This window comes from Streptomyces sp. NPDC031111 (genome assembly GCF_055570675.1).
This window is the reverse complement of the sequence record NZ_JBVIGS010000021.1, coordinates 50,284-75,457: the sequence shown is the minus strand read 5'-3', so window position 1 is coordinate 75,457 and position 25,174 is coordinate 50,284. Positions and strand designations below refer to the sequence as shown.

The 25,174-nt window shown below is 72.3% G+C and carries 27 protein-coding genes and 1 tRNA gene; 15 read left to right on the top strand and 13 right to left on the bottom strand.

Annotation, left to right across the window (positions count from 1 at the left end):
• Positions 1–18 precede the first annotated feature (18 nt).
• Positions 19–933, bottom strand: coding sequence for a DMT family transporter (locus ACZ470_RS33275; protein WP_468433321.1), 915 nt, complete (start codon positions 931–933; stop codon positions 19–21).
• A 338-nt stretch (positions 934–1,271) separates the two neighbouring features.
• Here ACZ470_RS33275 and ACZ470_RS33270 point away from each other — a divergent pair, with 338 nt between their 5' ends.
• The 4 genes from ACZ470_RS33270 (at position 1,272) to ACZ470_RS33255 (ending at position 5,255) form a co-directional block, all read left to right on the top strand.
• A complete protein-coding gene (locus ACZ470_RS33270; RefSeq protein WP_468433320.1) occupies positions 1,272–2,222 on the top strand; it encodes a hypothetical protein in 951 nt (316 codons plus the stop codon).
• Between the two features lie 63 nt (positions 2,223–2,285).
• On the top strand, positions 2,286–3,827 hold the full coding sequence (locus ACZ470_RS33265; protein WP_468433318.1) for an APC family permease: 1,542 nt from the start codon (positions 2,286–2,288) through the stop codon (positions 3,825–3,827).
• A 74-nt stretch (positions 3,828–3,901) separates the two neighbouring features.
• On the top strand, positions 3,902–4,648 hold the full coding sequence (locus ACZ470_RS33260; RefSeq protein WP_468433316.1) for a molybdopterin-dependent oxidoreductase: 747 nt from the start codon (positions 3,902–3,904) through the stop codon (positions 4,646–4,648).
• A complete protein-coding gene (locus ACZ470_RS33255) occupies positions 4,632–5,255 on the top strand; it encodes a cytochrome b/b6 domain-containing protein (protein ID WP_468433314.1) in 624 nt (207 codons plus the stop codon). Before ACZ470_RS33260 ends, ACZ470_RS33255 begins: the two co-directional genes overlap by 17 nt.
• 60 nt (positions 5,256–5,315) lie before the next feature.
• On the opposite strand, the gene ACZ470_RS33250 is transcribed toward ACZ470_RS33255, so the two are convergent.
• Both ACZ470_RS33250 and ACZ470_RS33245 read right to left on the bottom strand, forming a co-directional pair.
• The gene (locus tag ACZ470_RS33250; protein WP_468433312.1) at positions 5,316–6,713 is read right to left on the bottom strand and encodes a GntP family permease; all 1,398 of its coding nucleotides are present in this window, start codon (positions 6,711–6,713) and stop codon (positions 5,316–5,318) included.
• An 80-nt stretch (positions 6,714–6,793) separates the two neighbouring features.
• A complete protein-coding gene (locus ACZ470_RS33245) occupies positions 6,794–7,312 on the bottom strand; it encodes a gluconokinase (protein ID WP_468433310.1) in 519 nt (172 codons plus the stop codon).
• Positions 7,313–7,449: 137 nt separating this feature from the next.
• Between ACZ470_RS33245 and ACZ470_RS33240 the strand changes: the two genes are divergently transcribed.
• Positions 7,450–8,151 (top strand): FadR/GntR family transcriptional regulator, encoded by a 702-nt coding sequence (locus ACZ470_RS33240; protein ID WP_468433308.1) that lies wholly within the window; start codon positions 7,450–7,452, stop codon positions 8,149–8,151.
• On the opposite strand, the gene ACZ470_RS33235 is transcribed toward ACZ470_RS33240, so the two are convergent.
• Positions 8,152–8,526: a YchJ family protein gene (locus ACZ470_RS33235; protein WP_468433306.1), complete on the bottom strand. Its 375-nt coding sequence runs from the start codon at positions 8,524–8,526 to the stop codon at positions 8,152–8,154.
• A gap of 63 nt (positions 8,527–8,589) precedes the next feature.
• A tRNA-Leu gene (locus tag ACZ470_RS33230) sits at positions 8,590–8,674 on the bottom strand.
• Positions 8,675–8,874: 200 nt separating this feature from the next.
• On the opposite strand from ACZ470_RS33230, the gene ACZ470_RS33225 reads away from it, so the two are divergent.
• The 3 genes from ACZ470_RS33225 (at position 8,875) to ACZ470_RS33215 (ending at position 11,470) form a co-directional block, all read left to right on the top strand.
• A complete protein-coding gene (locus ACZ470_RS33225; RefSeq protein WP_468433305.1) occupies positions 8,875–10,200 on the top strand; it encodes a M20/M25/M40 family metallo-hydrolase in 1,326 nt (441 codons plus the stop codon).
• A gap of 152 nt (positions 10,201–10,352) precedes the next feature.
• Entirely contained in the window at positions 10,353–10,586 is a 234-nt protein-coding gene (gene chpH / locus ACZ470_RS33220) for a chaplin ChpH (protein WP_468433304.1), read from the top strand.
• A 176-nt stretch (positions 10,587–10,762) separates the two neighbouring features.
• The gene (locus tag ACZ470_RS33215) at positions 10,763–11,470 is read left to right on the top strand and encodes a chaplin (protein WP_468433302.1); all 708 of its coding nucleotides are present in this window, start codon (positions 10,763–10,765) and stop codon (positions 11,468–11,470) included.
• Positions 11,471–11,542: 72 nt separating this feature from the next.
• Here the strand turns inward: ACZ470_RS33215 and ACZ470_RS33210 are convergent, their stop codons facing one another.
• The gene (locus tag ACZ470_RS33210) at positions 11,543–11,731 is read right to left on the bottom strand and encodes a DUF5703 family protein (protein WP_468433300.1); all 189 of its coding nucleotides are present in this window, start codon (positions 11,729–11,731) and stop codon (positions 11,543–11,545) included.
• A gap of 47 nt (positions 11,732–11,778) precedes the next feature.
• Here ACZ470_RS33210 and ACZ470_RS33205 point away from each other — a divergent pair, with 47 nt between their 5' ends.
• Positions 11,779–12,468, top strand: coding sequence for a hypothetical protein (locus tag ACZ470_RS33205; protein WP_468433298.1), 690 nt, complete (start codon positions 11,779–11,781; stop codon positions 12,466–12,468).
• A 65-nt stretch (positions 12,469–12,533) separates the two neighbouring features.
• On the opposite strand, the gene ACZ470_RS33200 is transcribed toward ACZ470_RS33205, so the two are convergent.
• On the bottom strand, positions 12,534–14,573 hold the full coding sequence (locus ACZ470_RS33200; RefSeq protein ID WP_468433296.1) for a helix-hairpin-helix domain-containing protein: 2,040 nt from the start codon (positions 14,571–14,573) through the stop codon (positions 12,534–12,536).
• Positions 14,570–15,556 carry an aldo/keto reductase gene (locus ACZ470_RS33195; RefSeq protein WP_468433295.1) on the bottom strand — a complete coding sequence of 329 codons (987 nt, stop codon included), beginning with the start codon at positions 15,554–15,556 and terminating at the stop codon, positions 14,570–14,572. The genes ACZ470_RS33200 and ACZ470_RS33195 overlap by 4 nt, the downstream gene beginning before the upstream one ends.
• 621 nt (positions 15,557–16,177) lie before the next feature.
• Between ACZ470_RS33195 and ACZ470_RS33190 the strand changes: the two genes are divergently transcribed.
• On the top strand, positions 16,178–17,233 hold the full coding sequence (locus ACZ470_RS33190) for an LLM class F420-dependent oxidoreductase (protein WP_468433293.1): 1,056 nt from the start codon (positions 16,178–16,180) through the stop codon (positions 17,231–17,233).
• A gap of 245 nt (positions 17,234–17,478) precedes the next feature.
• Entirely contained in the window at positions 17,479–18,267 is a 789-nt protein-coding gene (locus tag ACZ470_RS33185) for a ferritin-like domain-containing protein (protein WP_468433291.1), read from the top strand.
• 9 nt (positions 18,268–18,276) lie between these two features.
• Here the strand turns inward: ACZ470_RS33185 and corA are convergent, their stop codons facing one another.
• Positions 18,277–19,272: a magnesium/cobalt transporter CorA gene (gene corA, locus ACZ470_RS33180; RefSeq protein WP_468433289.1), complete on the bottom strand. Its 996-nt coding sequence runs from the start codon at positions 19,270–19,272 to the stop codon at positions 18,277–18,279.
• A gap of 62 nt (positions 19,273–19,334) precedes the next feature.
• Between corA and ACZ470_RS33175 the strand changes: the two genes are divergently transcribed.
• The 4 genes from ACZ470_RS33175 (at position 19,335) to mshC (ending at position 22,910) form a co-directional block, all read left to right on the top strand.
• Positions 19,335–20,021: a histidine phosphatase family protein gene (locus tag ACZ470_RS33175; RefSeq protein ID WP_468433288.1), complete on the top strand. Its 687-nt coding sequence runs from the start codon at positions 19,335–19,337 to the stop codon at positions 20,019–20,021.
• 117 nt (positions 20,022–20,138) lie between these two features.
• Entirely contained in the window at positions 20,139–20,729 is a 591-nt protein-coding gene (locus tag ACZ470_RS33170; RefSeq protein ID WP_468433286.1) for a DUF3090 domain-containing protein, read from the top strand.
• A complete protein-coding gene (locus ACZ470_RS33165; RefSeq protein WP_468433284.1) occupies positions 20,693–21,526 on the top strand; it encodes an SCO1664 family protein in 834 nt (277 codons plus the stop codon). Before ACZ470_RS33170 ends, ACZ470_RS33165 begins: the two co-directional genes overlap by 37 nt.
• Positions 21,527–21,680: 154 nt before the next feature.
• Entirely contained in the window at positions 21,681–22,910 is a 1,230-nt protein-coding gene (gene mshC / locus ACZ470_RS33160; RefSeq protein ID WP_468433282.1) for a cysteine--1-D-myo-inosityl 2-amino-2-deoxy-alpha-D-glucopyranoside ligase, read from the top strand.
• A gap of 75 nt (positions 22,911–22,985) precedes the next feature.
• Here the strand turns inward: mshC and ACZ470_RS33155 are convergent, their stop codons facing one another.
• From ACZ470_RS33155 to ACZ470_RS33140, 4 genes are all read right to left on the bottom strand, one after another.
• A complete protein-coding gene (locus tag ACZ470_RS33155; protein ID WP_468433280.1) occupies positions 22,986–23,972 on the bottom strand; it encodes a PAC2 family protein in 987 nt (328 codons plus the stop codon).
• A gap of 126 nt (positions 23,973–24,098) precedes the next feature.
• Complete coding sequence (locus ACZ470_RS33150; RefSeq protein ID WP_468433278.1) at positions 24,099–24,770, bottom strand: FadR/GntR family transcriptional regulator; 672 nt, start codon at positions 24,768–24,770, stop codon at positions 24,099–24,101.
• A gap of 63 nt (positions 24,771–24,833) precedes the next feature.
• Positions 24,834–24,956, bottom strand: a complete 123-nt coding sequence (locus tag ACZ470_RS33145) for a hypothetical protein (protein ID WP_468433276.1) — start codon at positions 24,954–24,956, stop codon at positions 24,834–24,836.
• A complete protein-coding gene (locus ACZ470_RS33140; RefSeq protein ID WP_468433274.1) occupies positions 24,953–25,150 on the bottom strand; it encodes a hypothetical protein in 198 nt (65 codons plus the stop codon). Before ACZ470_RS33140 ends, ACZ470_RS33145 begins: the two co-directional genes overlap by 4 nt.
• Positions 25,151–25,174 lie beyond the last annotated feature (24 nt).

Genomic DNA, 25,174 nt, shown 5'->3' with positions numbered 1-25,174 from the left:
CGGCGCGGGTCCGACGGCTCAGTCCACCCGCACCTCGCCCGTGTGCGCGTGCTTCGGCACACCCCGCGGCATCGCGGGATGCAGCCCCAGCAGCACGATCCCCGCGACGATCGCCGCGAGCCCGCACGCCTCCCAGGTCAGCGCCCCGGTGTCCGTGCGCAGCCGGTCGCCGAGGAAGCCGACGCCGCACGCGATCCCGGCCAGCGGCTGGGCCGCGGTGAGGGCGGGCAGGGACATCCGCAGGGGAGCGGTCTCGAAGGCGCTCTGCACCAGCACCAGCCCCGTCACCCCCAGCGCCAGCACCGCGTACGGCTGCCACCCGGTCAACAGTCCCGCGAGGCCCCCGTCGGCGAAGCGCTGCCCGCTCACCCGGGTCAGCGCGTCCTGCACGCCGTAGAGCAGCCCCGCGGCCACGGCCAGCAGGATCGGGCCCACGGTCAGCCGGGAGTGCTTGGCGCACCCCGTGAGCAGCGCGGCCAGCCCGACCATGCCGCCGATGATCAGCCAGTGCCGCAGCGGATCGGTGAGCGCGTGGCCGCCCGTAGGTTGTCCCGCGACGACGAACGCGGTCACCCCGCCCGCGAGCAGCGCGAGGCCCGCCCAGCCCTGGCGGCCCAGCGGCTGTCGGGTCTGGTGGCGGGAGAGCGCCAGCGCGAACAGCAGGTTCGTCGCCAGCAGCGGCTCCACCAGGGACAGCTCGCCGTGGCCCAGCGCCGCCGCGCCGAGCGCCAGGCCGGCCACCATGAGGGCCATGCCGCCCAGCCAGCGGGGCACCTTCATCAGGTCGAGCAGGAGCCGGGGGGAGAGGAAGTCGCCCAGCGGGGCCCGGTGCGCCGCGTTCTGCTGGAGGACGAAACCGAAACCCAGACAGCACGCGGCACTCACGGCGAGCACGAGGACCGGAACCGACACGCTGCGTACCTCGATGATCATGCGGGGTGACGGACGCGTGAGGCCGACTCTAGCCGCCGCCCGCCCGCGACGCCTCCGTCCACGGCCGCGAAGGGATGTCAGCCGCGGAGGGATGTCGGCCGCCGAGGGATGTCGGCCGCGTCACGCCGACCGGGCGACCTTTCGGCCCCGGATGTCACAAGTCGCCCGTCCGTGACCGCAGTTGACGCGTGTAACGCATGGGGTGCCCTTGACGTGATCCGTGGGCTGACGGTTTGCTGTGAGTGATCGGCTCATGGCAATCGGCAGCCGACCACTGCCGTACCGACCACCCGTCGTAAGCCGACGACCACAAGAAGAGCGCGTGAGGAAGTTCCGCGGTGTCCCCACCCCCGCCTCCCCTCGGCCGTGCCCGCAAACGTGCGGCACAGGCCTTCGACGAGGCCCTTGACGACGCCGAACTCGTCGCCGCGCGGACCGCGCTGGCACAGGGCCGATGGCAGAACACCCGCTCGCTCCTGGTCCGTACGGGGGAGGACTGGGACCGCCGGGGGCACCGCATCACGGTGCTCGCCCGGGAGTCCTCCAGCGCCGCCTGGGCCCGCGAGTGGCTGCTCGCCGAGCCCGAGTCCGGTGACGCGTCCGTGCTGCTCGCGCTGGCCCAGGTACGGCGGGCGCTGCGCGGCAAGGAGAAACCGGCCCGCGTCCGCGAGACCTGCCTCAAGGCGGCGGAACGCGCGCCCGCCGACCCCACCCCGTGGCTCGGACTGCTCCTGCTGGAGTGCGCCCAGGGCGCCGAGGGGGACGTGGTCCGGCTCTTCGAGCAGATCCGCACCCGGTACGCGGACCACCACCACGCCCACCACCTGGTGGTCGCCTGGCTCGCGGAGCGCCGCGTCGAGGCGGGCCCGGACCCGCTGCACGAGGTGTACGACTTCGCCAACTGGGCCGCCGAGCAGGCGCCCGCCGACTCCCCGCTGGCGATCCTGCCCGTCGTCGCGCACGCCGAGCGCTACCGCGCCCTGGCCGCCGCCGGACACGAACCCGCCGATCCGGTCGCCTCCGGCCACTGGGTCGGCCGCCGCGCCCGGCAGGTGATGAAGGCCGCCTTCGACTGGTGGCTGGAGTGGGAGCACGAGGGCCATCCGCGCCGCCTGGTCGACCTGAACTTCCTCGCCCACGCCAAGGTCTGCGAGGGCCGGGGCGCCGAGGCGGCCGCCCTCTTCCACCGCATCGGCGAACACGCCACCGCGGCCCCCTGGTCGTATCCCGACCGGGACGCCCTCACCGCCTTCCGCACCGCCCGCGCCGCAGCTCTGGGCACGGCCTGACCCCAGCCCCCACCCCCCGCACCCGATCGCCGACAACCACAACCGACCAAGGACGGCCTTTCGATGACGACGGACAGTTCGAGCACGAGCAGAGCCACAGCCGACGGCATCAGTACCTTCAAGGGGCAGGAGCGCGCCCTGCGCGCCGACCGCCTCGGCACGGGGGGCCTGCTGCTCTCCGTCCTCGCCGCGACCGCCCCGCTCATGGTGGTCGCGGGTGTCATGCCCACCACATTCGCGGTGATGGGCATCGTCGGCCAGCCGCTGCTCTTCGTCGCCCTCGGCGTCGTACTGGTCCTCTTCAGCCTCGGCTACGCCGAGATGAGCCGGCACGTCCACAACGCCGGCGCCTTCTACGCCTACATCTCCCGCGGCCTCGGCGGCACCGCCGGAGCGGGCGCCGCCCTGGTCGCCCTCGTCGCCTACAACGCCCTCCAGGTCGGCATCTACGGCATCTTCGGCTTCGAGGTCTCCGGCCTCTTCGCCACCTACGCCGACGTCGAGGTCGCCTGGTGGATACCGGCGCTCGCGGCCGTGCTCGCCGTCGGCGCGCTGGGCTGGCTGAAGATCGACGTCAACGCCCGCGTCCTCGGCGTGCTGCTGGTCATCGAGGTGCTGCTCGTGGTCGTCTTCGACATCGCCGCCGTCGCCGACCCCGGCAAGGAGGGCCTGTCGCTGCACGCCTTCAACCCGGACACGCTCACCGGCGCCGGCGTCGGCACCGCCCTGTGCTTCTGCATCGCCGCCTTCCTCGGCTTCGAACAGGCCCCCGTCTACGCCGAGGAGACCAGCAGGCCGCACGTCCTCGTGCCGCGCGTGATGTTCCTCGCGGTCACCGGCGTCGCCGTCTTCTTCGCCCTCAGCAGCTGGGCGCTCACCGTCGCCACCGGCCCCGCCGGGATTGTCGCCACCTCCCAGGAGCAGAGCGCGGGACTGCTCTTCTTCCTCACCGAGGACCGGCTCGGCGCCACCTTCACCGACGTCCTGCACATCCTCTTCGTCACCGGCATGTTCGCGGCGATGCTCAGCTTCCACAACGTCGTCGCCCGGTACGCCTTCGCCATGGGCCGCGAGGGCCTGCTGCCCGCCGCCTTCGGCCGTACCACCGGCACCAGCGGCGCCCCCGGCACCGGCTCCCTGCTCCAGACGGTCATCGCCGCCGTGCTCGTCCTCGCCTTCGCCCTCACCGACGACAAGCCGACCGGTGACCCGACCGCCCCGGTCCTGCACCTGTTCACCTGGGGCGGCAACGTCGGCGCGCTCGGCGTGATCGTGCTGATGGCGATCGCCTCCCTGTCCGTCGTCGTCTTCTTCGTCCGGCGCGGGGCCGCCGGCGCGCAGAGCTGGCGGCTGGTCACCTCGGCGCTGGCGGGCATCGCCCTGGTCGTCATCGCGGGCTACACCGTCAAGGACTTCGACGTACTGGTCGGCGCCGGACCCGACTCCGCCCTGAGCTGGATGCTGCCCGGCATCATCGGCCTCGCCCTGGTCGTCGGCCTGGTCCAGGGAGCGGTGCTGCGCGCACGCGCCCCCGAGAAGCACGCCCGCATCGGACTCGGCAACGAGGCGTTCCAGCTGGAGAAGGAGGCGGAGCGCACCTCGTAGGGGCGTGATTACGGAAATCTGACGGGCACCCGCGATCCCTGGTCCGGCGGGGACGCGGGTGCTCGAATGGAGAGGTGAACTCCGAACAGCCGCCGCGGCTCCCCGAGGAAGGGGACGCGCGGGGCAAACCCATCGGCCGCCGCGTCCTCCTCGGCACCCTCGGCCTGGGCGCCCTCGGCGTGGTCACCGCGCCCACCCTCCAGCGCGGCCTGGAATCCTTCCTCGCCGGAGCCTCCGACAAGGACCCCACGGGCCTGACCGGACTGCTCCCCAACGGCGGCGGCTTCCGCTACTACTCGGTCACCTCGTCCGTCCCGCGCAAGAACGCCGACACCTACCGCCTCACCGTCGACGGCCTCGTCGACCGGCCCACCAGCTACACCCTGGCCGACCTGAAGGCCCTGCCGCAGACCCGCATGGTCCGGGACGTCCAGTGCGTCACCGGCTGGCGGGTGCCGGACACGCCGTTCGAGGGGGTGCGCCTGTCCCGGCTCCTGGACGCCGCGGGAGTGCGCCCTTCGGCCGGGGCGGTGCGCTTCACCTGCTTCGACGGCGCCTACTCCGAGAGCCTCACCCTCGACCAGGCCCGCCGCGCCGACGTCCTGGTCGCCCTGCGCATGCAGGACGAGGACCTCGGCCACGCCCACGGCGGACCGGCCCGCCTCTACGTGGCCCCGATGTACTTCTACAAGTCCGCCAAGTGGCTCTCCGGCATCACCGTCACCGAGGACGTCGAACCCGGCTACTGGGAGGAGCGCGGCTACGACGTCGACGCCTGGGTCGGCCGCTCGAACGGACGCGACGATGAGCCTACGGACTGACGCCCCGCCCGCCGCCGGCACCGTACGGCGCTTCGGCCGCGCCCAGCGCCGGGTGCACCGCGCCACGGCCGCGCTGATGGGCGTATGCGTGTTCACGGCCGCCTGCCTCTACGTCCCCCAGCTCGCCCAGTTGGTGGGCCGCCGCGCCCTCGTCGTCACCCTCCACGAGTGGTCCGGCCTCCTCCTGCCCGTCCCGGTCCTCGTCGGCCTCGTCTCCCGCGCCTTCCGCGCCGACCTGGGCCGCCTGAACCGCTTCGGCCGGCACGACCGCGCCTGGCTGCGGGCCGCCCTGCGCCGCGACCGGCGCCCCTCGTCCCGGCCGGCCGGCAAGTTCAACGCCGGCCAGAAGATCTACGCGGCCTGGATCGCGGGCGCCACGCTGGTGATGCTCGGCACCGGACTGCTGATGTGGTTCACCCACCTCACCCCGCTGGTGTGGCGCACCAGCGCGACCTTCGTCCACGACTGGCTGGCCCTGACCATCGGCATCGTCCTCGCCGGACACATCGGCATGGCCCTGGCGGACCCGGAGGCCCGGCGCGGCATGCGCACGGGCTCGGTCGGCCGCGACTGGGCGGAGCGGGAACACCCGCTGTGGCGCCCCTGAACGGCACAGGGCCCGCCCGCACCTCGACGAGGAGCGGGCGGGCCCTGTGCGGGGTCCCGGCTAAATGATCAGGGACAACAGCAGCACCAGACCACCGGCGACCACCGAGATGATCGTCTCCATGATCGACCAGGTCTTGATCGTCTGACCGACGCTCAGCCCGAAGTACTCCTTCACCAGCCAGAAGCCGGCGTCGTTGACATGGCTGAAGAACAGCGAACCGGCACCGATCGCCAACACCAGCAGGGCCGCGTGCGTGGTCGACATGTCGGCCGCGAGCGGCGCCACCAGACCGGCCGCCGAGACGGTCGCCACCGTCGCCGAACCGGTCGCCAGCCGGATCGCCACCGCGATCAGCCAGGCCAGCAGCAGCGCCGGGATCGACCAGTCCTCGGAGATGTCCAGGATCATCTGGCCCACTCCGGTGTCGATCAGCGTCTGCTTGAAGCCGCCGCCCGCACCGACGATCAGCAGGATGCCCGCGATCGGCGCGAGCCCCTTCTCGACCAGCTGCGAGATCCGCTCCCGGCTGAACCCGGCGGGCACACCCAGCGTGAAGATGCCGACCAGCACGGCCGCCAGCAGGGCGATCAGCGGGGAGCCGATCACGTCGAAGACGCGCTGCACCGAGTTCTCGGGGTCGTCGATGACGATGTCGACCAGCGCCTTGGCGAGCATCAGCACGACCGGCAGCAGGATCGTGGCCAGCGTCGGGCCGAAGCCTGGGCGCTTCTCCAGGTCCTCGGAGGGCCGCTGCGGGATCATCCGCTCGGGGGCCGGGACGTCCACCCAGCGGGCGGCGTACCTGGAGAACAGCGGACCCGCGATGATCACCGTCGGTATGGCGATGAGCACGCCCAGCGCCAGCGTCACACCGAGGTTGGCGCCGACGGCGTCGATCGCGACCAGCGGACCGGGGTGCGGCGGGACCAGACCGTGCATCACGGACAGACCGGCGAGCGCCGGGATGCCGATGCGCATCAGGGAGTAGTTGCCGCGCTTGGCGACCATCAGCACCACGGGGATCAGCAGCACCACGCCGACCTCGAAGAACAGCGGCAGACCGATCACCGAGGCGATCAGCACCATCGCCCACGGCATGGAACGGCCGCTCGCCCTGGCGAGGATGGTGTCGACGATCTGGTCGGCGCCGCCCGAGTCGGCCAGCATCTTGCCGAGGATCGCGCCGAGGGCGATGAGGACGCCCACGCCGGCGACGGTGGAGCCGAGTCCGGCACTGAAGCTGGTGATGACCTTGTCCAGCGGCGCCCCGGCGAACGCGCCGAGCGCCAGCGACCCGATGGTCAACGACAGGAAGGCATGCAGCTTGAACTTGGTGATGAGCAGGACGATGACGGCGATGCCCGCCAGGACGGCGATGCCCAGCTGAGCGTGGCCGGCCGAGGTGATCGGCTCGGGTGCGTCCGCTGCCAGCATCTCAACGCTGAGTCTGGTCACGGTGGTTCCCTTGTTTCTACGGGGGTGGGGAGGGGGGCGGGGCAGTGGGGGTGCCCCGGGAGAGGCGGTTCCGGCGGGACCTACGGGGTCGGCTCGGGGAGGGCCTCCAGGGCGGTGGCCGCCCGTGCGGCGATCTCCTCGGGTTCGCCCGCCACGTCCACGGCGACTCCGGCCTCGTCCGGCTCCAGCGGCTGGAGCGTGGCGAACTGGGAGTCGAGCAGTGCCGTGGGCATGAAGTGGCCCTGACGGTGCGACATCCGGTCCTCGATGAGGGCGCGGTCACCGGTGAGGTGCACGAAGACGATGTCGGGCGCGGCGGCCCGCAACCGGTCGCGGTACGACCGCTTCAGCGCCGAGGAGCTGACCACCCCGCCGAGTCCGGCCCGGCCGCGCGCCCAGTCGCCGATGGCGTCGAGCCAGGGCCACCGGTCTTCGTCGGTGAGGGGGGTCCCGGCCGTCATCTTGGCGATGTTGGCCGGCGGGTGGAAGTCGTCGCCCTCGGCGTACGGGACGCCGTACCGGGCCGCGAGCAGGGGACCGATGGTGGTCTTGCCGGTGCCCGCGACGCCCATGACCACGACGACATGGGGGGTGTTCATCGCTGCCTCACTGTCTGCTGTCTTCGTCGACGCATGATGTCGACGCAACTGAAACCTATTAGGTACGACGAATTCAAGAGTCTGTGACATATAAGTCTGACTTTTTATTCCCGTGATCCGCCCCGTACTCTGAGTGCATGAGCACCACGGGCCGGGGGCTGCACGGCCACGTACTGGACACCCTCGGCCCCGAGATCACCGCAGGCGAGTATCCGCCCGGCAGTGTCCTGCGCACCGACGAGCTCGCACAGCGTTTCGACGTGTCGCGTTCCGTGATGCGGGAGGTCGTCCGCGTCCTGGAGTCCATGCACCTGGTCCAGTCCCGGCGCCGCGTGGGCGTGACGGTGCTGCCGACCTGCGAGTGGAACGTGTACGACCCGCAGGTCATCCGCTGGCGCCTGGCCGGCGCGGACCGCCCCCGCCAACTCCGCTCACTGACGGTGCTGCGCTCGGCGATCGAACCCGTCGCGGCGGGCCTGGCCGCCCGCAACGCCACCGCCGAGCAGTGCGCGGAACTCACCGAGTGCGCCCTCGGCATGGTCGCCAACTCCCGCGGTCACCGGCTGGAGGGATACCTCTTCCACGACGTGGCGTTCCACCGCGTGATCCTGACCGCCTCCGGCAACGAGATGTTCGCCCGCCTCGGCGACGTCGTCGCCGAGGTGCTGGCCGGCCGCACCCACCACGACGTGATGTTCGAGGACCCCGACCCCGCCGCCGTCACCCTGCACGTGCAGCTCGCCGAGGCGGTCCGCGAACGCGACGCCGCCCGCGCGGAACGACTGACCCGAGAGATCACCGAGGGCGCCCTCCAGGAACTGGACATCCTGGCGCCCTAGCTAGCTCAGGAACTCCCCGTCGACGTACACCCACGCCCCGTCGACCCGCTCGAACCGGCTGCGCTCGTGCAGGGAGCCGCCCCGGTAGGAGGCCCGGAAGGTCACCGTCCCGGTGGAGTGGAAGGCGGATCCGTCGGTCGTGTCCAGGATCTCCAGCCCGGTCCACCGCATCCGGGGATCGAAGTCGATCCGCTCCGGTCGCGTCCTCGGATGCCAGGTCCGCAGTAGATACGCGCCGTCCTGCCGCACGAAGGCGCAGTACCGCGACCGCATCAGCCGCTCGGCGGTCGGAGCGGGGGCCGCGCCGGAGTGGAATCGGCCGCAGCAGGCCTCGTACGCCTCCGGGAGCCCACAGGGGCAGGAACGAGTGGTCATGGTCGGCCTCCGCGACAACGCCCGAGGGCCGCGACCTCGTGGTCGCGGCCCTCGCGCTTCATGTGTCCGAGGGGGGACTTGAACCCCCACGCCCGATAAAGGGCACTAGCACCTCAAGCTAGCGCGTCTGCCATTCCGCCACCCGGACAAGGTGTCTGTCGCGCGGGTTTCCCCCCGCGGCGACGACGTAAACATTACCAGGTGTTCCGGGGTGGCCGATCACCCCGCCCTGCCGCGTCGTCGCGTGAACGGCGTGTGACGGGCCGGGCCGGGTCTTGGGGCGGACGCGGCGGCGAGGGAGGATGAGGGCGACCCATCACCGGGAACACCAGCAGCGGGAGGAAGCACGTGAGCGAGACGGACACGGCCAGGAGCGTCACCGGTGAGGACGAGGTCGTGGACCTCTGCCGCGAGCTGATCCGGATCGACACCAGCAACTACGGCGACCACTCCGGCCCCGGCGAGCGCAAGGCGGCCGAGTACGTCGCCGAGAAGCTCGCCGAGGTGGGCCTGGAACCGAAGATCTTCGAGTCCCACCCGGGGCGCGCCTCCACGGTCGCCCGGATCGAGGGCGAGGACCCGTCCCGGCCCGCCCTGCTCATCCACGGCCACACCGACGTCGTACCGGCCAACGCGGACGACTGGACCCACCACCCCTTCTCCGGCGAGATCGCCGACGGATGCGTGTGGGGGCGCGGGGCGGTCGACATGAAGGACATGGACGCGATGACCCTCGCCGTCGTCCGCGACCGGCTGCGCAGCGGACGCAAGCCGCCCCGCGACATCGTCCTCGCCTTCCTCGCGGACGAGGAGGCGGGCGGCACCTACGGCGCCAAGCACCTGGTGCACAAGCACCCCGAGCTGTTCGAGGGCGTCACCGAGGCGATCGGCGAGGTCGGCGGTTTCTCCTTCACGGTCAACGAGAAGCTGCGCCTCTACCTCGTCGAGACCGCCGAGAAGGGCATGCACTGGATGCGGCTCACCGTCGACGGCACCGCCGGCCACGGCTCGATGACCAACGACGACAACGCCATCACCGAACTGTGCGAGGCCGTCGCCCGCCTCGGCCGGCACAAGTGGCCGGTCAGGGTCACCAAGACCGTACGGGCCTTCCTCGACGAGCTCTCCGACGCGCTCGGCACCGAGCTCGACCCGGAGAACATGGACGAGACCCTCGCCAAGCTCGGCGGCATCGCCCGCATGATCGGCACCACTCTGCGCAACTCGGCGGCGCCGACCATGCTCGGCGCCGGCTACAAGGTCAACGTCATCCCCGGCCAGGCCACCGCGCACGTCGACGGCCGGTTCCTGCCCGGCTACGAGGAGGAGTTCCTCGCCGACCTGGACCGCATCCTCGGCCCGCGCGTGCGGCGCGAGGACGTGCACTCCGACAAGGCCCTGGAGACCGACTTCGACGGCCGGCTCGTCGACGCCATGCAGACCGCCCTGCGCGCCGAGGACCCGATCGCGCGGGCCGTGCCGTACATGCTCTCCGGCGGCACCGACGCCAAGTCCTTCGACGACCTCGGCATCCGCTGCTTCGGCTTCGCGCCGCTGAAGCTCCCCCCGGAGCTGGACTTCGCGGGCATGTTCCACGGGGTCGACGAGCGGGTCCCGGTGGACGGCCTGAAGTTCGGCGTGCGGGTGCTCGACCGTTTCCTCGACGCGTCCTGAGCCGGTTACCCGATGAACCCAACAATCGGGCAGACGTACGGAGTTGACTGGGAAGAGTGAATGCGACGATAAGCTCGTAGCCTCATTACTCCCTCCTCGTTAGCCGTGATGTGATCCGCGACTTTGGATCGCTTTGCCAACAAGGAGGAATAATGCTCAAGAAGGTCGTCGCCGTCGCGGCTGCCACCGGTGGACTGGTTCTCGCGGGCGCGGGCATGGCCGCCGCCGACTCCGGTGCCCAGGGTGCCGCCGTGCACTCCCCGGGTGTCCTTTCCGGCAACGTCGTGCAGGTCCCGGTTCACATCCCCGTGAACGCGTGCGGCAACACCGTCTCCGTGATCGGTCTGCTGAACCCCGCCTTCGGCAACACCTGCATCAACAAGTGACGTTGTGCCTCGCCCTCTAGGGCATGCCCGCTGAGGGCTCGAGCCCGTCGGCCCCGGAGCGCGCGCCATGCGCTCCGGGGCCGACCGGTCTCGTCGAACGTCGGAACCCCGGGAATACGGCGGAACGCCATTCCCGGCCTTCTTCTTGACCAAGGTCAAAGGCAGGGATTTCAGCAATGCGACAGGTCACCCGCAAGGGCCTGATGACGATGGCGGCGGCCACGGGCGTGCTCGCCGCCGCGGGCGGTGCCGCCCACGCCGACTCCGGCGCGACGGGCGCCGCCGCCGGCTCGCCCGGCGTCCTCTCCGGCAACTCGGTGCAGGCGCCGGTGGACGTGCCGGTCAACGTGTGCGGAAACACGGTCAACGTCGCCGGCGTCCTCAATCCGGCCGTGGGGAACTCCTGCGCCAACGAGGGCGGCTCCTCCTCGGACGGATACGGCGACTCCGGCGACCACGGCGGCGCGCACGCCGGCGGACACACCAGTGACTCACCGGGTGTGGGCTCCGGCAACCACATCCAGGCACCGGTCCACATCCCGGTGAACGTCTGCGGCAACAGCGTCGACGTCCTCGGCGCCGGCAACGCCACCGAGGGCAACGGCTGCGCGAACGGCGACTCCGGGCCCGGGACGCCGGAACAGCCCGGCGGACCCGGCAGCCCCGAGCAGCCCGGTGACGAGCCGGACACCCCGGACGAGCGGACCCCGGACCGCCCGTCGACCGACGACGAGCCGGACACCCACCCGATCACCCAGCCGCGGCACGACGCGCAGCTCGCGCAGACCGGCAGCGACGTGCCCATGGGCCTCGTGCTGCCCGCCGGCGCGGGCGCGCTGCTGGCCGGCGCGATCCTCTACCGCAAGGCACGGACCGCCGCGTGACACCGGGCACACGGAGCGGACCCCGCGACCGCGGGGTCCGCTCCGTTGTGTGATTCCTGTCGGGGCCCCGGCTCACCAGGTGGCGCGTACCTGGCGGATGATCCGCCTGCGCAGCCGCACCCTGCGGCTGCCGTCACGCATCAGCGTCAGGCGGTACAACTCCCAGTGACCGTACTCTGCATGGTCCGTCAGCAGACGTGCCGTGTCCGTGCGGGAGACCCCGCGCGGTACGTGCACGTCGACAAATTCGTATTCCGGCATCGCATCTATTGTGCGGGCCGGGCCCCGGTACGGATAGCGTCTGCACTATGTCTGATGCTGCGCAGCCCACCGCTGCCGAGGTACGCGCCGCCGCCGAGGCGGTGAAGACCGCGCTCGACCGCCACCTGGCCGCGGTCGAAAGCCGGTCGGGGGAGGACGACCCGGCCGTCTACGAGGCGTTCAACCAGCTGGCCGCGGCCGCGGAGACGTACGACGAACTGCTCTACGACCGCTACGACGAGGTCACACCCTTCGAGATCCCCGGCGCGGAGGAAGCGCTGCCGCCGTACACCGGCCCCGAGGAACCGAACGCGCTCAGCGTGCTGATCCGCCGCGACTACGCCGTCGCGGAACCCCAGCGGCTGCTCGCGCACGCCCAGCGGATCGAGGCGGCCGACGACGAGGGCCCGGGGGCCTCGGGCACCGTCCACGGCGCGCTGGGCCTGCTGTTCGGCGAGTACGAGCCGGACGAGATCGCCTCCCGGCACAAGGAGTTCGGACTGGAGGAGGGCGATTCCACGCTCTGGGTGACGGCATCGGACGACCCCGCGGAACCCGGCGAGTGGCTGGAGGCGCCGTTCGAGCAGGTGGACCCGCAGCAGGTGGTGTGCCGCTTCGACGTCAGCGCGGTCTTCGACGACGAGGAGGACCTCGACGACGACGATGACCTCGAGGACGAACTGGACCCGGCCCTGGACGAGGACGAGGACCTGGAACCCCTCGACGCGGATCGCTGACCACACCCGTCCCCACGACCACGGCGGCACCTCCGGTGCCGCCGTAGCCGTGTCCGGACGCCGACTCAGCCCTCCGCCACCGGCACCTGCGGGGCCAGCAGCACCGGCAGCCGCGTGGTCCGCGGCTTCGCCGCCACCTCGGCCACGGCACGCGGCAGCGCCTGCTCCGCACCGTGCACCACGGACAGATGGCGGTCGGCCCGGCTGAACGCCGTGTACACCCAGGGCCGGCTCAGGGCCTGCGTGGCGTCCCCGGGCAGCACCACGACCACCGCGGGCCACCGGCAGCCCACCGCCTGGTGCGCGGTCAGCGCCCACCCGTGCCGCACGGACGACTCCACCCGCTCCCTCGGTACGACGATCTCCTCGCCCCCGCACTCCAGGTGCAGCCCCTCGTCGTCGGCCCGCACCACGCGGCCCGGCAGCGTACGTCCCGGAGCGGGGGAGTAGACGACCCGGTCACCCGGATCGAACCCGCCGAAGCGCCCCGGACCCGGATTCAGCCGCTCCTTCAGCGCCGCGTTGAGCGCACGGGTCCCGACGGCGCCCCCGTGCCCCGGGGTGATCACCTGGGTCTCCTCGACCGGCACCCCGATGGCGCGCGGCACCGAGTCCACCACCAGCTGCACGGTCCGGTGCACGGCCTCGCCCGCGTCCCGCACCGGCACGATCACGACCTCCTTGCCGGGCGCCGCCACCTGGTTCAGCTCGCCGACGCCGATCCCGGAGACCAGTTCGCCCAGCGGGCCGGGATCCGGCCGCCGGGAGGCGATCTGCGGGCACACCCGCGCCGCCAGCAGATCGGCGAACACCCGTCCGGGCCCCACCGACCACAGCACCGCGGGATCACCGGCCAGCACCAGCCGGGCCCCGTCCGGCAGGGACTCCGTCAGCAGCGCGGCGGCCTCGACATCGAGCTGCGGGGCGTCGAGCACGACCAGCAGATCCACGTCCAGCGCCCCGTCGGCGTCCCGACCGGGCCCCTCGGCCCCGGACAGCAGCCCCGCCACGGTGGCGACCCCGGCCTCCTCGTCCCCCAGCAGCGCGGCGAACCGGGCGCGCCCCACCGGACCGTGGGTGACGGCCCAGACCCGCAGTCCCAGACCGCGTGCGGCACGCACCAGCGCCGCCGGCTCGGCCAGCGAGGCCTCCCCACCGGTGTGCAGCACCAGCCCGTGCCCGGCGACCGCGCGGATCAGCTCACCCGCGGACCCCTCCGCCGAGGCGGCCGCACGCTCCCACTCCTCACTCGCGCCGTCCTGCTTGGGCACCGAGTTGACCAGCCGGGCCAGCCCGTCGGCCAGGCTCTCCTCGGCCAGCGCATACCGCTCCAGCCCCACCAGCACCCGCACCGGAGGCTCCTCGTCCTCCCCGGCGGCCTCGCCGACGGCGTCCTGGAAAACCAGCACGTCCCCCTCCGAGATGGCGTTCTGCACGGCCTCCTCGGACTCCGGCACCCCCTGCCGCTCCAGCGCGGTGACCAGCGCCGGCATCTCCAGGGCGGTGTGCCCGGCGAGCGCGGCCTGCTCCAGCAGCCACACGGTGACCGCCCGCCCCCGCCGCTCGTCGTCCGGCCCCGCCTCGGCCCCGAGCAGCGCCCGCGCGAAGGAGTCGGCCTGCTCGGGCCGCACCCCGGCGACCCGCAGCAACTGCCAGGGATCGGCGCGCAGCACATCGGCGTCCCCGAGCACCCCGGCGGCCTGCACGGCAAGACCTTCCGGCGCACCGCCCCGCACCAGCACCTCCCGCACGTCCTCGACGGCACCGGCGGCGGGCCCCGCCTCACCCGGGACGACCGGCGCGACCCGCCGCACGGGCTCGGCAGCGGGCCGCCGCGGCGCGGGAGCGGCCTCCTCGAACACCGTGGCGGCGGGCTTCTCACCACTCTCCACGGCGCGCACGGCGGCCAGCAGATCGGCGGCCGTGCCGCTCAGCTTGCCCCCGGCCCGGATCGGCCCCTCCTTCTCCGCCTTCCGCCGCTCGATCCGCTCCCGCTCCAGGCGCTGCGCGGCCAGCTCGGCCTCGGCCTCGGACACCTGTCCGCCCTCGGCGGGCGTCCCCGGCTCCTCGGCGTCCTCCGCGGTCTCGGGCGGCTCCGTGCTCACAGCGTGCTCCAGTGGTGATCGGGATAGCGGTGCACGGGCGCCGACACATCGTCGAGCGCCCGGCAGATCTCGTCAGGAAGACTAAGGGCCTCCACTGACAACGCCGCCGTGAGCTGCTGCGCGTTGCGCGCGCCGACGATGGGGGCGGCGACGCCGGGCCGGTCACGGACCCAGGCGAGCGCCACCTGCAACGCGGTCACGGCGAGCCCGTCCGCCGCCGTGGTCACGGCGTCCACGATCCTGGCGGCGGTGTCGTCGAGGTACGGCGCGACGAACGGCGCGAGATGCTCCGAGGCGCCGCGGGAGTCCGGCGGGGCGGCGTCATTGCGGTACTTGCCCGTGAGCACGCCCCGGCCCAGCGGCGACGAGGGCAGCAGGCCGATCCCGAGGTCGACGGCGGCGGGCAGTACCTCGCGCTCCACACCGCGCTGGAGCAGCGAGTACTCCATCTGCGTGCTCGCCAGCCGGGTCCGCGCCCCGGGTGCGGCGAGCTGCCAGGTCGCCGCCTTGGCCAGCTGCCAGCCGCAGAAGTTGGAGACACCGGCATAGCGCACCCGCCCGCTGCCTACGGCGATGTCGAGGGCTTGCAGGGTCTCGTCGAGCGGGGTGGCGGGGTCGTAGGCGTGGACGTGCCACACGTCGACGTAGTCGGTGCCGAGGCGGGCCAGCGAGGCGTCGAGCGCGGCGAGCAGGTGGCCGCGGGAGCCGTCGAAGCGGCGGTCGGGGTCGGGCACGCTGCCGGCCTTCGTCGAGATGACGAGGTCCCGGCGCGGCACGAGCCCGTCCATCAGCTTGCCGAGCAGGTACTCGGACTCTCCGTCGCCGTACACGTCGGCGGTGTCGACGAGGGTGCCGCCGGCTTCCCAGAAGGTCTTCAAGAGGTCCGCGGCGTCGTGCTCGTCGGTGTCCCGACCCCAGGTCAGAGTCCCGAGCCCGATTCGGGACACGCGCAGGCCGGTACGGCCGAGATGCCTCTGCTCCATGAACGCCGAGATTACTGGCCGGAGCCTTTGGTGTGGGGTGCCTGTGGACAACGGATTTCCGAGGGGATGGCTGGTGGCGCGCCGCCGACTGGCGCTGCGGGTGCCTCCGGCGTTCGCGGGCCCGACGCCTTGGCGGGTGCCCCGCGTTGGTGTGGGGCGGGCGGTGTTCGCGCGGCCCGGCGCTTGCGGGGTGCCGTCGCGCCCACCCGTGCCGCCCCAGCGGCACGACTGCCCGCGGATGGGCACGGCGGGCGACTGCCCGCGGATGGGCGCGGCGGGCGACTGCCCGCGGATGGGCACGGCGGGCGACTGCCCGCGGATGGGCGCGGCGGGCGACTGCCCGCGGATGGGCACGGCGGGCGACTGCCCGCGGATGGGCACGGCGGGCGACTGCCCGCAGGCGCCCACGGCGCGGAGGGGACGGGGTGGGGGTGGCCGCCCGCAGTGGCCGGCGCGTCCGCGCCCTCGACCTCTTCGACAAGCCGATTCCGCGCCGGTCCGAGGACGGACACCCCCGCCCCGGCCCCGACCCACCCACCAACCGCAGGCATCCCACCCGACCACCGGAGGTATATGGTCTCCGCACAAGCGACGTTACTCATCGGTAAGGGGAGACCCGCCATGCAGCTAGGTATCAACCTCGGCTACTGGGGCGCCGGAATGGACGCGGACAACCTCGCCGTGGCCCAGGAGGCGGACCGCCTCGGATACGCGGTCTGCTGGGCCGCGGAGGCCTACGGCTCCGACGCCGCCACCGTCCTCACCTGGGTCGCGGCCCAAACCCACCGCATCGACGTCGGCTCGGCCATCTTCCAGATCCCGGCCCGCCAGCCCGCGATGACCGCGATGACCGCCGCCACTCTCGACTCCCTCTCCGGCGGCCGCTTCCGGCTGGGCCTCGGCGTCTCCGGCCCCCAGGTCTCCGAGGGCTGGTACGGCGTCAAGTTCGACAAGCCCCTCGCCCGCACCCGCGAGTACGTCGAGATCGTCCGCAAGGCCATGACCCGCGAACGCCTCTCCTACGACGGCGAGCACTGGACCCTCCCCCTCCCCGGCGGCCCCGGCAAGCCGATCAAGCTCACCGTGCACCCCGAGCGCGAGCACATCCCCCTCTACATCGCCGCGATCGGCCCGAAGAACCTCGAACAGACCGGCGAGATCGCCGACGGCGCCCTCCTGATCTTCCCCTCCGCCGACCACCTCGAGGACACCGCCGTCAGGCACATCCGCGCCGGCCGCGAGAAGGCCGGCAAGACCCTCGACGGCTTCGACATCTGCCCCACCGTCCCCCTCGCCGTCGGCGACGACAAGGACGTCCCCACCCTCGCCGACACCTTCCGCCCCTACACCGCGCTGTACGTCGGCGGCATGGGCAGCCGCAAGCAGAACTTCTACAACCAGCTGGCGCAGCGCATGGGCTACGAGCGCGAGGCCACGGAGATCCAGGACAAGTACCTGTCCGGCGACAAGCAGGGCGCCGCCGCCGCGGTCCCGCACGACCTGATCGACAGGACGACCCTCCTCGGCTCGGTGGACCGCATCGCCGACCGGATGAAGGCCTACGCCGCCGCCGGAGTCACCACCCTCACCCTCGCCCCGGCCGGCTTCACGCTCGACGAGCGCCTCGCGTCCCTCCGCGCCGGCACCGAGGCCCTGGAACGCGCCGGTCTCGCGTGACTGTCACGGCCGTGGTGGGGGCTCGGGGGTCCTCCCCGCCACGGCCGTCACCCCATCAACGCCCGTCAACCCGGCCGGTTACGCTCCCGAGCCCCCTCTCCCGTACTCCGTTTGGCGGAGTTGTCCGCCCCACCTGTTGCCCCGCCCCGCCTCGCGCACTTGACTCGTTCTTTGCAGAATTGCGGAACCTTGGTACCGCGGAAGCCCGCGGAACCCCGCGGAAGCCTGCGGAGAGGCGGCTCACCATGCTTTCGGCAAAGAGTCTGTTCCAGGAGATCGTCGACAACGACGAGTCCTTCGCCCTGTTCTGCTCCATCGCCGCGAGCGGCGAGTCCCAGGGCGGCTGGGAGAACGCCCGCATCGCCGCGCTGGTCCCGGAGACCCAGCGCGACCTCGTCCCGAAGATCACCAGGCACGGCGCCGACGAGGACAAGCACGGCCGCATCTTCAACGCCCTGATGAAGAAGCGCGGCCTGGAACCCGTCCCGGTCCCCCCGGAGACGGACTACACGATGCTCCTGGAGCAGAACGGCATCGGCCTGGCCCACGACCAGCTCAAACGCGACGAGTCCCTCACCGTCCAGGACATCGTCACCTACCTCGCCCACAGCAGGGTCACCGAACAGCGCGCCTCCGAGCAGATGGAACTGCTCCGCAAGCACTTCGCCGACCACCCCGACCTCGGCCGCGCGGTCAGGATGATCTCCAACGACGAGGACAACCACCTCGCCTACTGCCACGAGGAACTGCTCCGCTTCGCGTACGCCGGACACGGCCGCGCCATCCAGCGCACCCTCCGCGAGTGCGCACGCGCGGAGATCCGCATCTACCGGGACGTCAGCCTGGCGGTGATGGCCCACATGGGCCGCATCCTCGGCTGGTCCAAACCCAAGGGGGCACTCCTCGCCGCGGGCATCCACGCGGTGTACGCGTACGAGCGCGTGGCCGGCTGGCGCCGCATGGTCTCGCTCAGGATGCCCGACCGCCGCAACGCCCTCGGCGGCCCCGCGAACCCGGAACCGGAATTCGCTTGAGGCCCACGGCTACATCCACCCCCGCCGCTTGAACAGCCGGAACAACAACACCTCCAGCGCACCCATCACCACGATCACCGTCGGATACGACCACTCCCACCGCAGTTCCGGCATGTGCTCGAAGTTCATCCCGTAGATCCCCGCGATCATCGTGGGGATCGCGGCCATGGCCGCCCACGCCGAGATCTTCCGCATGTCGTCGTTCTGCCGCACGCTCATCTGCGCGAGATGCGCCGAGAGGATGTCCGAGACCAGCCGGTCCAGCCCTTCCACGGACTCGTTCACGCGGGTGAGGTGATCGTGCACGTCACGGAAGAAGGGCCGCGCCCTGTCCTCCACGAACGGCACCCCCGCCCCGTACGTGCCGACTCCCGCCAGCCGCGTCATCGGCAGCGCCAGCGGCCCGGTCGCCCGGCGGAACTCGAGGATCTGCCGCTTGAAGTTGTAGATCCGGGACGCGGTGTGCCGCGAGCCCCCGCTGTCGGGGGTGAAGACCTCCGCCTCCAGTTCCTCCAGATCGGTCTGCAACTCGGTCGCCACGTCCAGGTAGTGGTCGACGACCGCGTCGGCGACCGCGTACAGCACCGACGTGGGCCCCTCGCCCAGCAGCTCGGGCTCTCGCTCCAGCCGCTTCCGCACGGCGCCCAGCGGAGTCCCCTCGCCGTGCCGGACCGTCACCACGAACGCGTCCCCGAGGAAGATCATGACCTCGCCGGAGGAGACGGTGTCGCTCCGCGGCTCGTACAGGACCGGTTTGAGGACCACGAAGAGCGAGTCGTCGTACACCTCCAGCTTGGGCCGCTGGTGGGCCTTGAGGGCGTCCTCGACCGCCAGCGGGTGCAGGCCGAACTCCTGCGAGACCAGGCCGAACTCGTCCGCCGTCGGCTCGTGCAGCCCGATCCAGACGAAGCCCCCCGCCGACCGGGCCACGTCCAGCGCGTCGGAGAAGTCCAGGGGCCCCTCCGACCGGCGACCCTCCCGGTAGATGGCACAGTCGACGATCACGGAACCCCTTCTCCCTTCCTGCGGCGAACACACCACACACGCGTGCGCCTACCCTGGGCCGCATGCCCACGCTGCTCCTGGTCCGGCACGGACGTTCCACCGCCAATACCGAGGGACTGCTCGCCGGCTGGACGCCCGGCGTTGCCCTCGACGACCGCGGCGCCGCCCAGGCGGCCGCACTGCCCGGACGGCTCGCCGAGCTGCCGCTCGCCGAGATCGTCACCAGCCCCCTCCAGCGCTGCCGGGAGACGCTCCAGCCACTGCTGGAGGCGCGTCCCGGCCTCACCCCGCACACCGACGACCGCATCGGCGAGTGCCACTACGGCGACTGGTCCGGACGCAAACTCGCCGAGCTCAAGGACGAGCCGCTGATGGAGGTGGTGCAGGCGCACCCGTCGGCGGCGGCGTTCCCCGGCGGGGAGTCCATGCGCGCGATGCAGACGCGCGCCGCCGAGGCGGTGCGCGAGTGGAACGCGCGCGTGGAGCGCGATCACGGGGCGGACGCCGTGTACCTCATGTGCTCGCACGGCGACATCATCAAGTCTCTCGTCGCGGACGCACTCGGACTTCATCTCGACCTCTTCCAGCGGATCGCCGTTGAACCGTGTTCCATCACCGCGATCCGTTACACACGACTGCGCCCCTTCCTGGTCCGCCTCGGCGACACCGGCGACTTCGCGTCCCTGGCGCCGCGCGAGGAGCCGCCCGCCGGTGACGCCACCGTCGGGGGCGGCGCGGGCGCACCGTGATCGTCGGCCGCAGTAGGGTGAAGCGGTCGCAGCAGTGCGTCAGGTTTGAACAGCCGTCCGTGCCCGCAAGGCCCATAAGGTCCACAAGGCCCACACAACTCTCAATGGAGACAGGACGTGTCCCGTCAGGTGTTCCTCTACGACCAACCGGAACGTTTCGTGGCCGGCACGGTCGGACTGCCAGGGCGCCGTACGTTCTTCCTCCAGGCCTCCGCCGGCTCCCGGGTGACCAGCGTGGCCCTGGAGAAGACCCAGGTCGCGGCGCTCGCCGAGCGGATGGACGAACTGCTCGACGAGGTCGTACGCCGTAGCGGCGGCAGCGCCGCGGTGCCCGCCATGGCACCGACCGAGATCACCGACAGCGCCCCGCTGGACACCCCCGTCGAGGAGGAGTTCCGCGTCGGCACCATGGCGCTCGCCTGGGACGGCGAGGAGCAGCGCATGATCGTCGAGGCACAGGCCCTCGTCGAGCTGGACGCCGACTCCGAGGAGGACCTGGCCGAGGCCGAGGAGCGGCTGCTCCAGGACGAGGAGAACGGGCCCCCGATGCTCCGCGTCCGGCTCACCGGCGCGCAGGCCCGGGCCTTCGCCAAGCGCGCCCTCGACGTCGTCAACGCCGGGCGGCCGCCGTGCCCGCTGTGCAGCCTCCCGCTCGACCCGGAAGGACACGTATGTCCGCGCCAGAACGGATACCGCCGCGGAGCGTGACGGCCGCCGATCCGGCCGCCGCCGTGCTGCTCGCCGAGGGCGAGCTGACCGTGCGCGGACGCATCCGTGAGGCGTCGAACGCCGCGCTGTACTGCACCGTGGCGTACGAGGGCCGCGAGGCCGCGTGCGTCTACAAGCCGGTCGCGGGGGAGCGGCCCCTGTGGGACTTCCCCGACGGCACGCTCGCCGGGCGCGAGGTCGCGGCGTACGAGGTCTCCCGGGCGACCGGCTGGGGGCTCGTCCCGCCGACCGTGCTCCGCGACGGCCCGTACGGCGAGGGGATGTGCCAGCTGTGGATCGAGACGGCGCCCGGCGCGGAGCTCCTCGCCCTGGTCGACGGCGAGGAACCGGAGCCGGGCTGGAAGGCGATCGGGTTCGCCGAGGTCGGTGAGGGGCGCACCGCGCTGCTCGTGCACGCCGACGACGAGCGGCTGCGCCGGCTGGCCGTGCTCGACGCGGTGATCAACAACGCCGACCGCAAGGGTGGCCATCTGCTGCCCACCGCCGAGGGCCTGCTGTACGGCATCGACCACGGGGTCACCTTCAACGTCGAGGACAAGCTCCGCACCCTACTGTGGGGCTGGGCGGGGGAGCCGCTGACCGCGGAGGCGCTGGACGTCCTGGAGGGCCTCGGACGGGCCCTCACGGACGACGGCGCCCTCACCACCGTCCTGGCCCCCCTCATCACCCCCGCGGAGATCGACGCCACCCGCGCCCGTGTCGACACCCTCCTCACCACCGGCACCCACCCGCAGCCCGGCGGCGACTGGCCCGCCATCCCCTGGCCCCCGGTCTGACGCCCCGGTCCGACTCCCCGGTCCGACTCCCCGGCCCGGCTGTCCGGGCCGGCCGGGGTCTGCACGACGGACGCCGTCGCGCAAGAGCGCCTTCCCGGTCATCCGGGCGACTCCGGTTCGTATCCGGAACTCCGGTCCGGTTAGGCTCATGTACATGCATGCCTGGCCCGCTTCCGAGGTCCCCGCCCTGCCCGGTCAGGGCCGCGACCTGAGGATCCACGACACCGCGACCGGGGGGCCGATCACCCTCGACCCCGGTCCCGTCGCCCGTATCTACGTCTGCGGCATCACCCCCTACGACGCCACCCACATCGGACACGCGGCGACGTACAACGCGTTCGACCTGGTGCAGCGCGTGTGGCTCGACACCAAGCGGCAGGTTCACTACGTCCAGAACGTCACCGACGTCGACGACCCGCTGCTGGAGCGGGCCGAGCGCGACGGCCTCGACTGGGCGGAGCTCGCGGAGCGCGAGACCGCGCTGTTCCGTGAGGACATGACGGCCCTGCGGATGCTGCCCCCGCGCCACTACATAGGCGCCGTGGAGGCGATACCCGGCATCGTCCCGCTCGTCGAACGGCTGCGCGATCTGGGCGCGACCTACGAGGTCGAGGGCGACATCTACTTCTCCGTCGAGTCGGACCCGCACTTCGGCCAGGTCTCGAACCTCGACGCCGCCGCCATGCGGCTGCTGTCCGCCGAACGCGGCGGCGACCCGGAGCGTCCCGGCAAGAAGAACCCCGTCGACCCGATGCTCTGGATGGCCGCCCGCGAGGGCGAGCCGAGCTGGGACGGCGGCTCGCTCGGCCGGGGCCGCCCCGGCTGGCACATCGAGTGCGTGGCCATCGCCCTCGACCACCTCGGCATGGGCTTCGACGTCCAGGGCGGCGGCTCCGACCTGGTCTTCCCGCACCACGAGATGGGGGCCTCCCACGCCCAGGCGCTCACCGGCGAGTTCCCCATGGCCAAGGCGTACGTCCACGCCGGCATGGTCGCCCTGCACGGCGAGAAGATGTCCAAGTCCAAGGGCAACCTGGTGTTCGTCTCCAAGCTGCGGCGCGACGGAGTGGACCCGGCGGCGATCCGGCTGGCGCTGCTCGCCCACCACTACCGCGCCGACTGGGAATGGACCGACCAGGTCCTCCAGGACGCCGTGACCCGTCTGGGCCACTGGCGTGCCGCGGTCTCCCGCCCCGACGGCCCGCCCGCCGAGGCGCTGGTCGAGGAGATCCGCGAGGCGCTCGCCAACGACCTGGACGCCCCGGCCGCGCTGGCCGCCGTCGACCGCTGGACCGTGCGCCAGGAGGAGAGCGGCGGCACGGACACCGGCGCGCCCGGCGTCGTCTCCCGCGCGGTGGACGCGCTGCTCGGCGTCGCGCTGTAACGCGAACACGAGAAGCGCGCGAAACACGAGAAAGGGGGCGCCCCGTTTCCGAACGGGGCGCCCCACTCGCTTCCCTCAGTCCTCCGACGACTCCTCGCCGTCCGAGTCCGCCTCCGGCTTCGGCGGCCTGGGCGGGCGGGTGCGCCCGCCCGGAGTGTCCCGCCGGTACGACGCGCCGTCCGAGCCGTCGGCCGTGGCATGCCCGCCGGGCGGCCCCGACGACCCGTCACGGCGCCGCAGATACCGCTCGAACTCGCGGGCGATCGCCTCGCCCGACGCCTCCGGCAGCTCGGCGGTGTCCCGGGCCTCCTCCAGCGTCTGCACGTACTCGGCCACCTCACTGTCCTCCGCGGCCAGTTGGTCCACGCCCACCTGCCAGGCACGCGCGTCCTCGGGCAGTTCGCCCAGCGGGACGCGCACGTCGATCAGGTCCTCCAGACGGTTCAGGAGAGCCAGCGTGGCCTTCGGGTTGGGCGGCTGCGACACGTAGTGCGGGACGGCCGCCCACAGCGACACCGCGGGCACGCCCGCGTGCGTGCACGCCTCCTGGAGGATGCCGACGATGCCCGTGGGGCCCTCGTACTTGGTCTCCTCCAGGTCCATGCGGCGGGCCAGGTCCGGGTCGGACGTGGTCCCGCTGATCGGGACCGGACGGGTGTGCGGGGTGTCACCGAGCAGCGCGCCCAGCACGACCACCAGCTCCACGCCCAGTTCGTGCGCGAAGCCGAGGATCTCGTTGCAGAACGAGCGCCACCGCATGGACGGTTCGATGCCCCGGACCAGGACCAGGTCGCGCGGCTTCTCACCACCGACCCGGACCACCGACAGCCGCGTCGTCGGCCAGGTGATCTTGCGAACCCCGCCGTCCATGAACACCGTGGGGCGGTTCACCTGGAAGTCGTAGTAGTCCTCGGCGTCCAGCGCCGCGAACACCTCGCCCTTCCACTCCCTGTCCAGATGCGCGACCGCGGTGGAGGCGGCGTCACCGGCATCGTTCCAGCCCTCGAACGCGGCCACCATGACCGGGTCGATCAGCTCGGGAACCCCCTCGAGCTCGATCACCCAGCGCCTCCTTCCGACGTGCCCTCGCGTACGCCCCAACCTTACGGCGTGACCACGGGGCGCCCGCAGCCCCCTCACAGGGGGAGTGCCCCCATCACTGCCCCGTCGGACACCGGGAAACACCCGTCACAGCGTCGAGCGCAGCCACTGCTCCACGCTCGCGATGTGCACCGTCGCCCAGGACCGCGCCGCCTCCGGGTCCCGGTCCCGCAGCGCGGAGAGGATCGCCCGGTGCTCGCGCAGGGTGCGGCCGACCGCGTCCTCCTGGGTGAGACCGCGCCAGATCCGGGCCCGGGTGGTGGGGCCGGACAGACCGTCGAGCAGGGAGCACAGCACGGAGTTGCCGGAGCTGCGCACGATGCCCCGGTGGAACTCCAGGTCGGCGGCGACCAGGTCCTCCACCGACGGCTCCTCGCCGAGCCGGTCCAACTGCTCCGACAGCGCGTCCAGTTGCTCCTCGCTGATGCGTGTCGCGGCGGCGGCCGTCGCGGCCGGCTCCAGGATGCGGCGCACGGCGAGGAACTCCAGGACCGTGTCGTCACGGTGGAAGTCGACGACGAAACTCAACGCCTCCAGCAGGAGTTGCGGATCCAGACTGGTGACGTAGGTGCCGTCGCCCTGCCGCACGTCCAGGATGCGGATCAGCGACAGGGCGCGCACCGCCTCACGCAGGGAGTTGCGGGACAGCCCCAGCTCGGCGGCGAGCTCGCTCTCCTTCGGCAGCCGGGCGCCGGGACGCAGCGCACCCGAGACGATCATCCCCTTGATCTTCTCGATCGCCTCGTCGGTCACTGCCATACTGCGCCTCCTAGCGGCCAGACCTCCGATGTATCCCGCCATTATGCGGGCTCGGAACACCGCTCAGAGCAACAGCGGACGGCTTGAGCCGGCGGGCCGCGTCGACCGCGCCCGGTGCGACCCGACGATGCGCGGCCCGCGCCGCTGGTGGAAGCGCAGCGCGTCCAGGTTGTCGTCGGTGGTCACCGGCCACACCCGCCGCGCCGCACCGCGTCCACCGTGACGACCTCCAGCCCCTCGTCCCCGAGCGCGTAGGTGAGCACCCCGGCCAGGGCGCCGTCCCGCTCGACGACCGCGGCCCGGTCGGCGGCGGTGGCGGCACGGACCACGCCCCGGACACGGGAGAGGGGCGGCTCCGTCGGCGCGGAGTCGCCCCTCACCCGGTGCCGGCTCCCGTGCGGGGG

Coding starts and splice junctions, on each gene's coding strand:
- ACZ470_RS33210 (WP_468433300.1), bottom strand. CDS start 11,731: ATGCCGGAATACGAATTTGTCGACGTGCACGTACCGCGCGGGGTCTCC.
- ACZ470_RS33150 (WP_468433278.1), bottom strand. CDS start 24,770: ATGGCAGTGACCGACGAGGCGATCGAGAAGATCAAGGGGATGATCGTC.
- ACZ470_RS33215 (WP_468433302.1), top strand. CDS start 10,763: ATGCGACAGGTCACCCGCAAGGGCCTGATGACGATGGCGGCGGCCACG.
- ACZ470_RS33195 (WP_468433295.1), bottom strand. CDS start 15,556: ATGGAGCAGAGGCATCTCGGCCGTACCGGCCTGCGCGTGTCCCGAATC.
- ACZ470_RS33255 (WP_468433314.1), top strand. CDS start 4,632: ATGAGCCTACGGACTGACGCCCCGCCCGCCGCCGGCACCGTACGGCGC.
- ACZ470_RS33235 (WP_468433306.1), bottom strand. CDS start 8,526: ATGACCACTCGTTCCTGCCCCTGTGGGCTCCCGGAGGCGTACGAGGCC.
- ACZ470_RS33240 (WP_468433308.1), top strand. CDS start 7,450: ATGAGCACCACGGGCCGGGGGCTGCACGGCCACGTACTGGACACCCTC.
- ACZ470_RS33190 (WP_468433293.1), top strand. CDS start 16,178: ATGCAGCTAGGTATCAACCTCGGCTACTGGGGCGCCGGAATGGACGCG.
- mshC (WP_468433282.1), top strand. CDS start 21,681: ATGCATGCCTGGCCCGCTTCCGAGGTCCCCGCCCTGCCCGGTCAGGGC.
- ACZ470_RS33185 (WP_468433291.1), top strand. CDS start 17,479: ATGCTTTCGGCAAAGAGTCTGTTCCAGGAGATCGTCGACAACGACGAG.
- ACZ470_RS33205 (WP_468433298.1), top strand. CDS start 11,779: ATGTCTGATGCTGCGCAGCCCACCGCTGCCGAGGTACGCGCCGCCGCC.
- ACZ470_RS33275 (WP_468433321.1), bottom strand. CDS start 933: ATGATCATCGAGGTACGCAGCGTGTCGGTTCCGGTCCTCGTGCTCGCC.
- ACZ470_RS33175 (WP_468433288.1), top strand. CDS start 19,335: ATGCCCACGCTGCTCCTGGTCCGGCACGGACGTTCCACCGCCAATACC.
- ACZ470_RS33165 (WP_468433284.1), top strand. CDS start 20,693: ATGTCCGCGCCAGAACGGATACCGCCGCGGAGCGTGACGGCCGCCGAT.
- ACZ470_RS33245 (WP_468433310.1), bottom strand. CDS start 7,312: ATGAACACCCCCCATGTCGTCGTGGTCATGGGCGTCGCGGGCACCGGC.
- chpH (WP_468433304.1), top strand. CDS start 10,353: ATGCTCAAGAAGGTCGTCGCCGTCGCGGCTGCCACCGGTGGACTGGTT.
- ACZ470_RS33265 (WP_468433318.1), top strand. CDS start 2,286: ATGACGACGGACAGTTCGAGCACGAGCAGAGCCACAGCCGACGGCATC.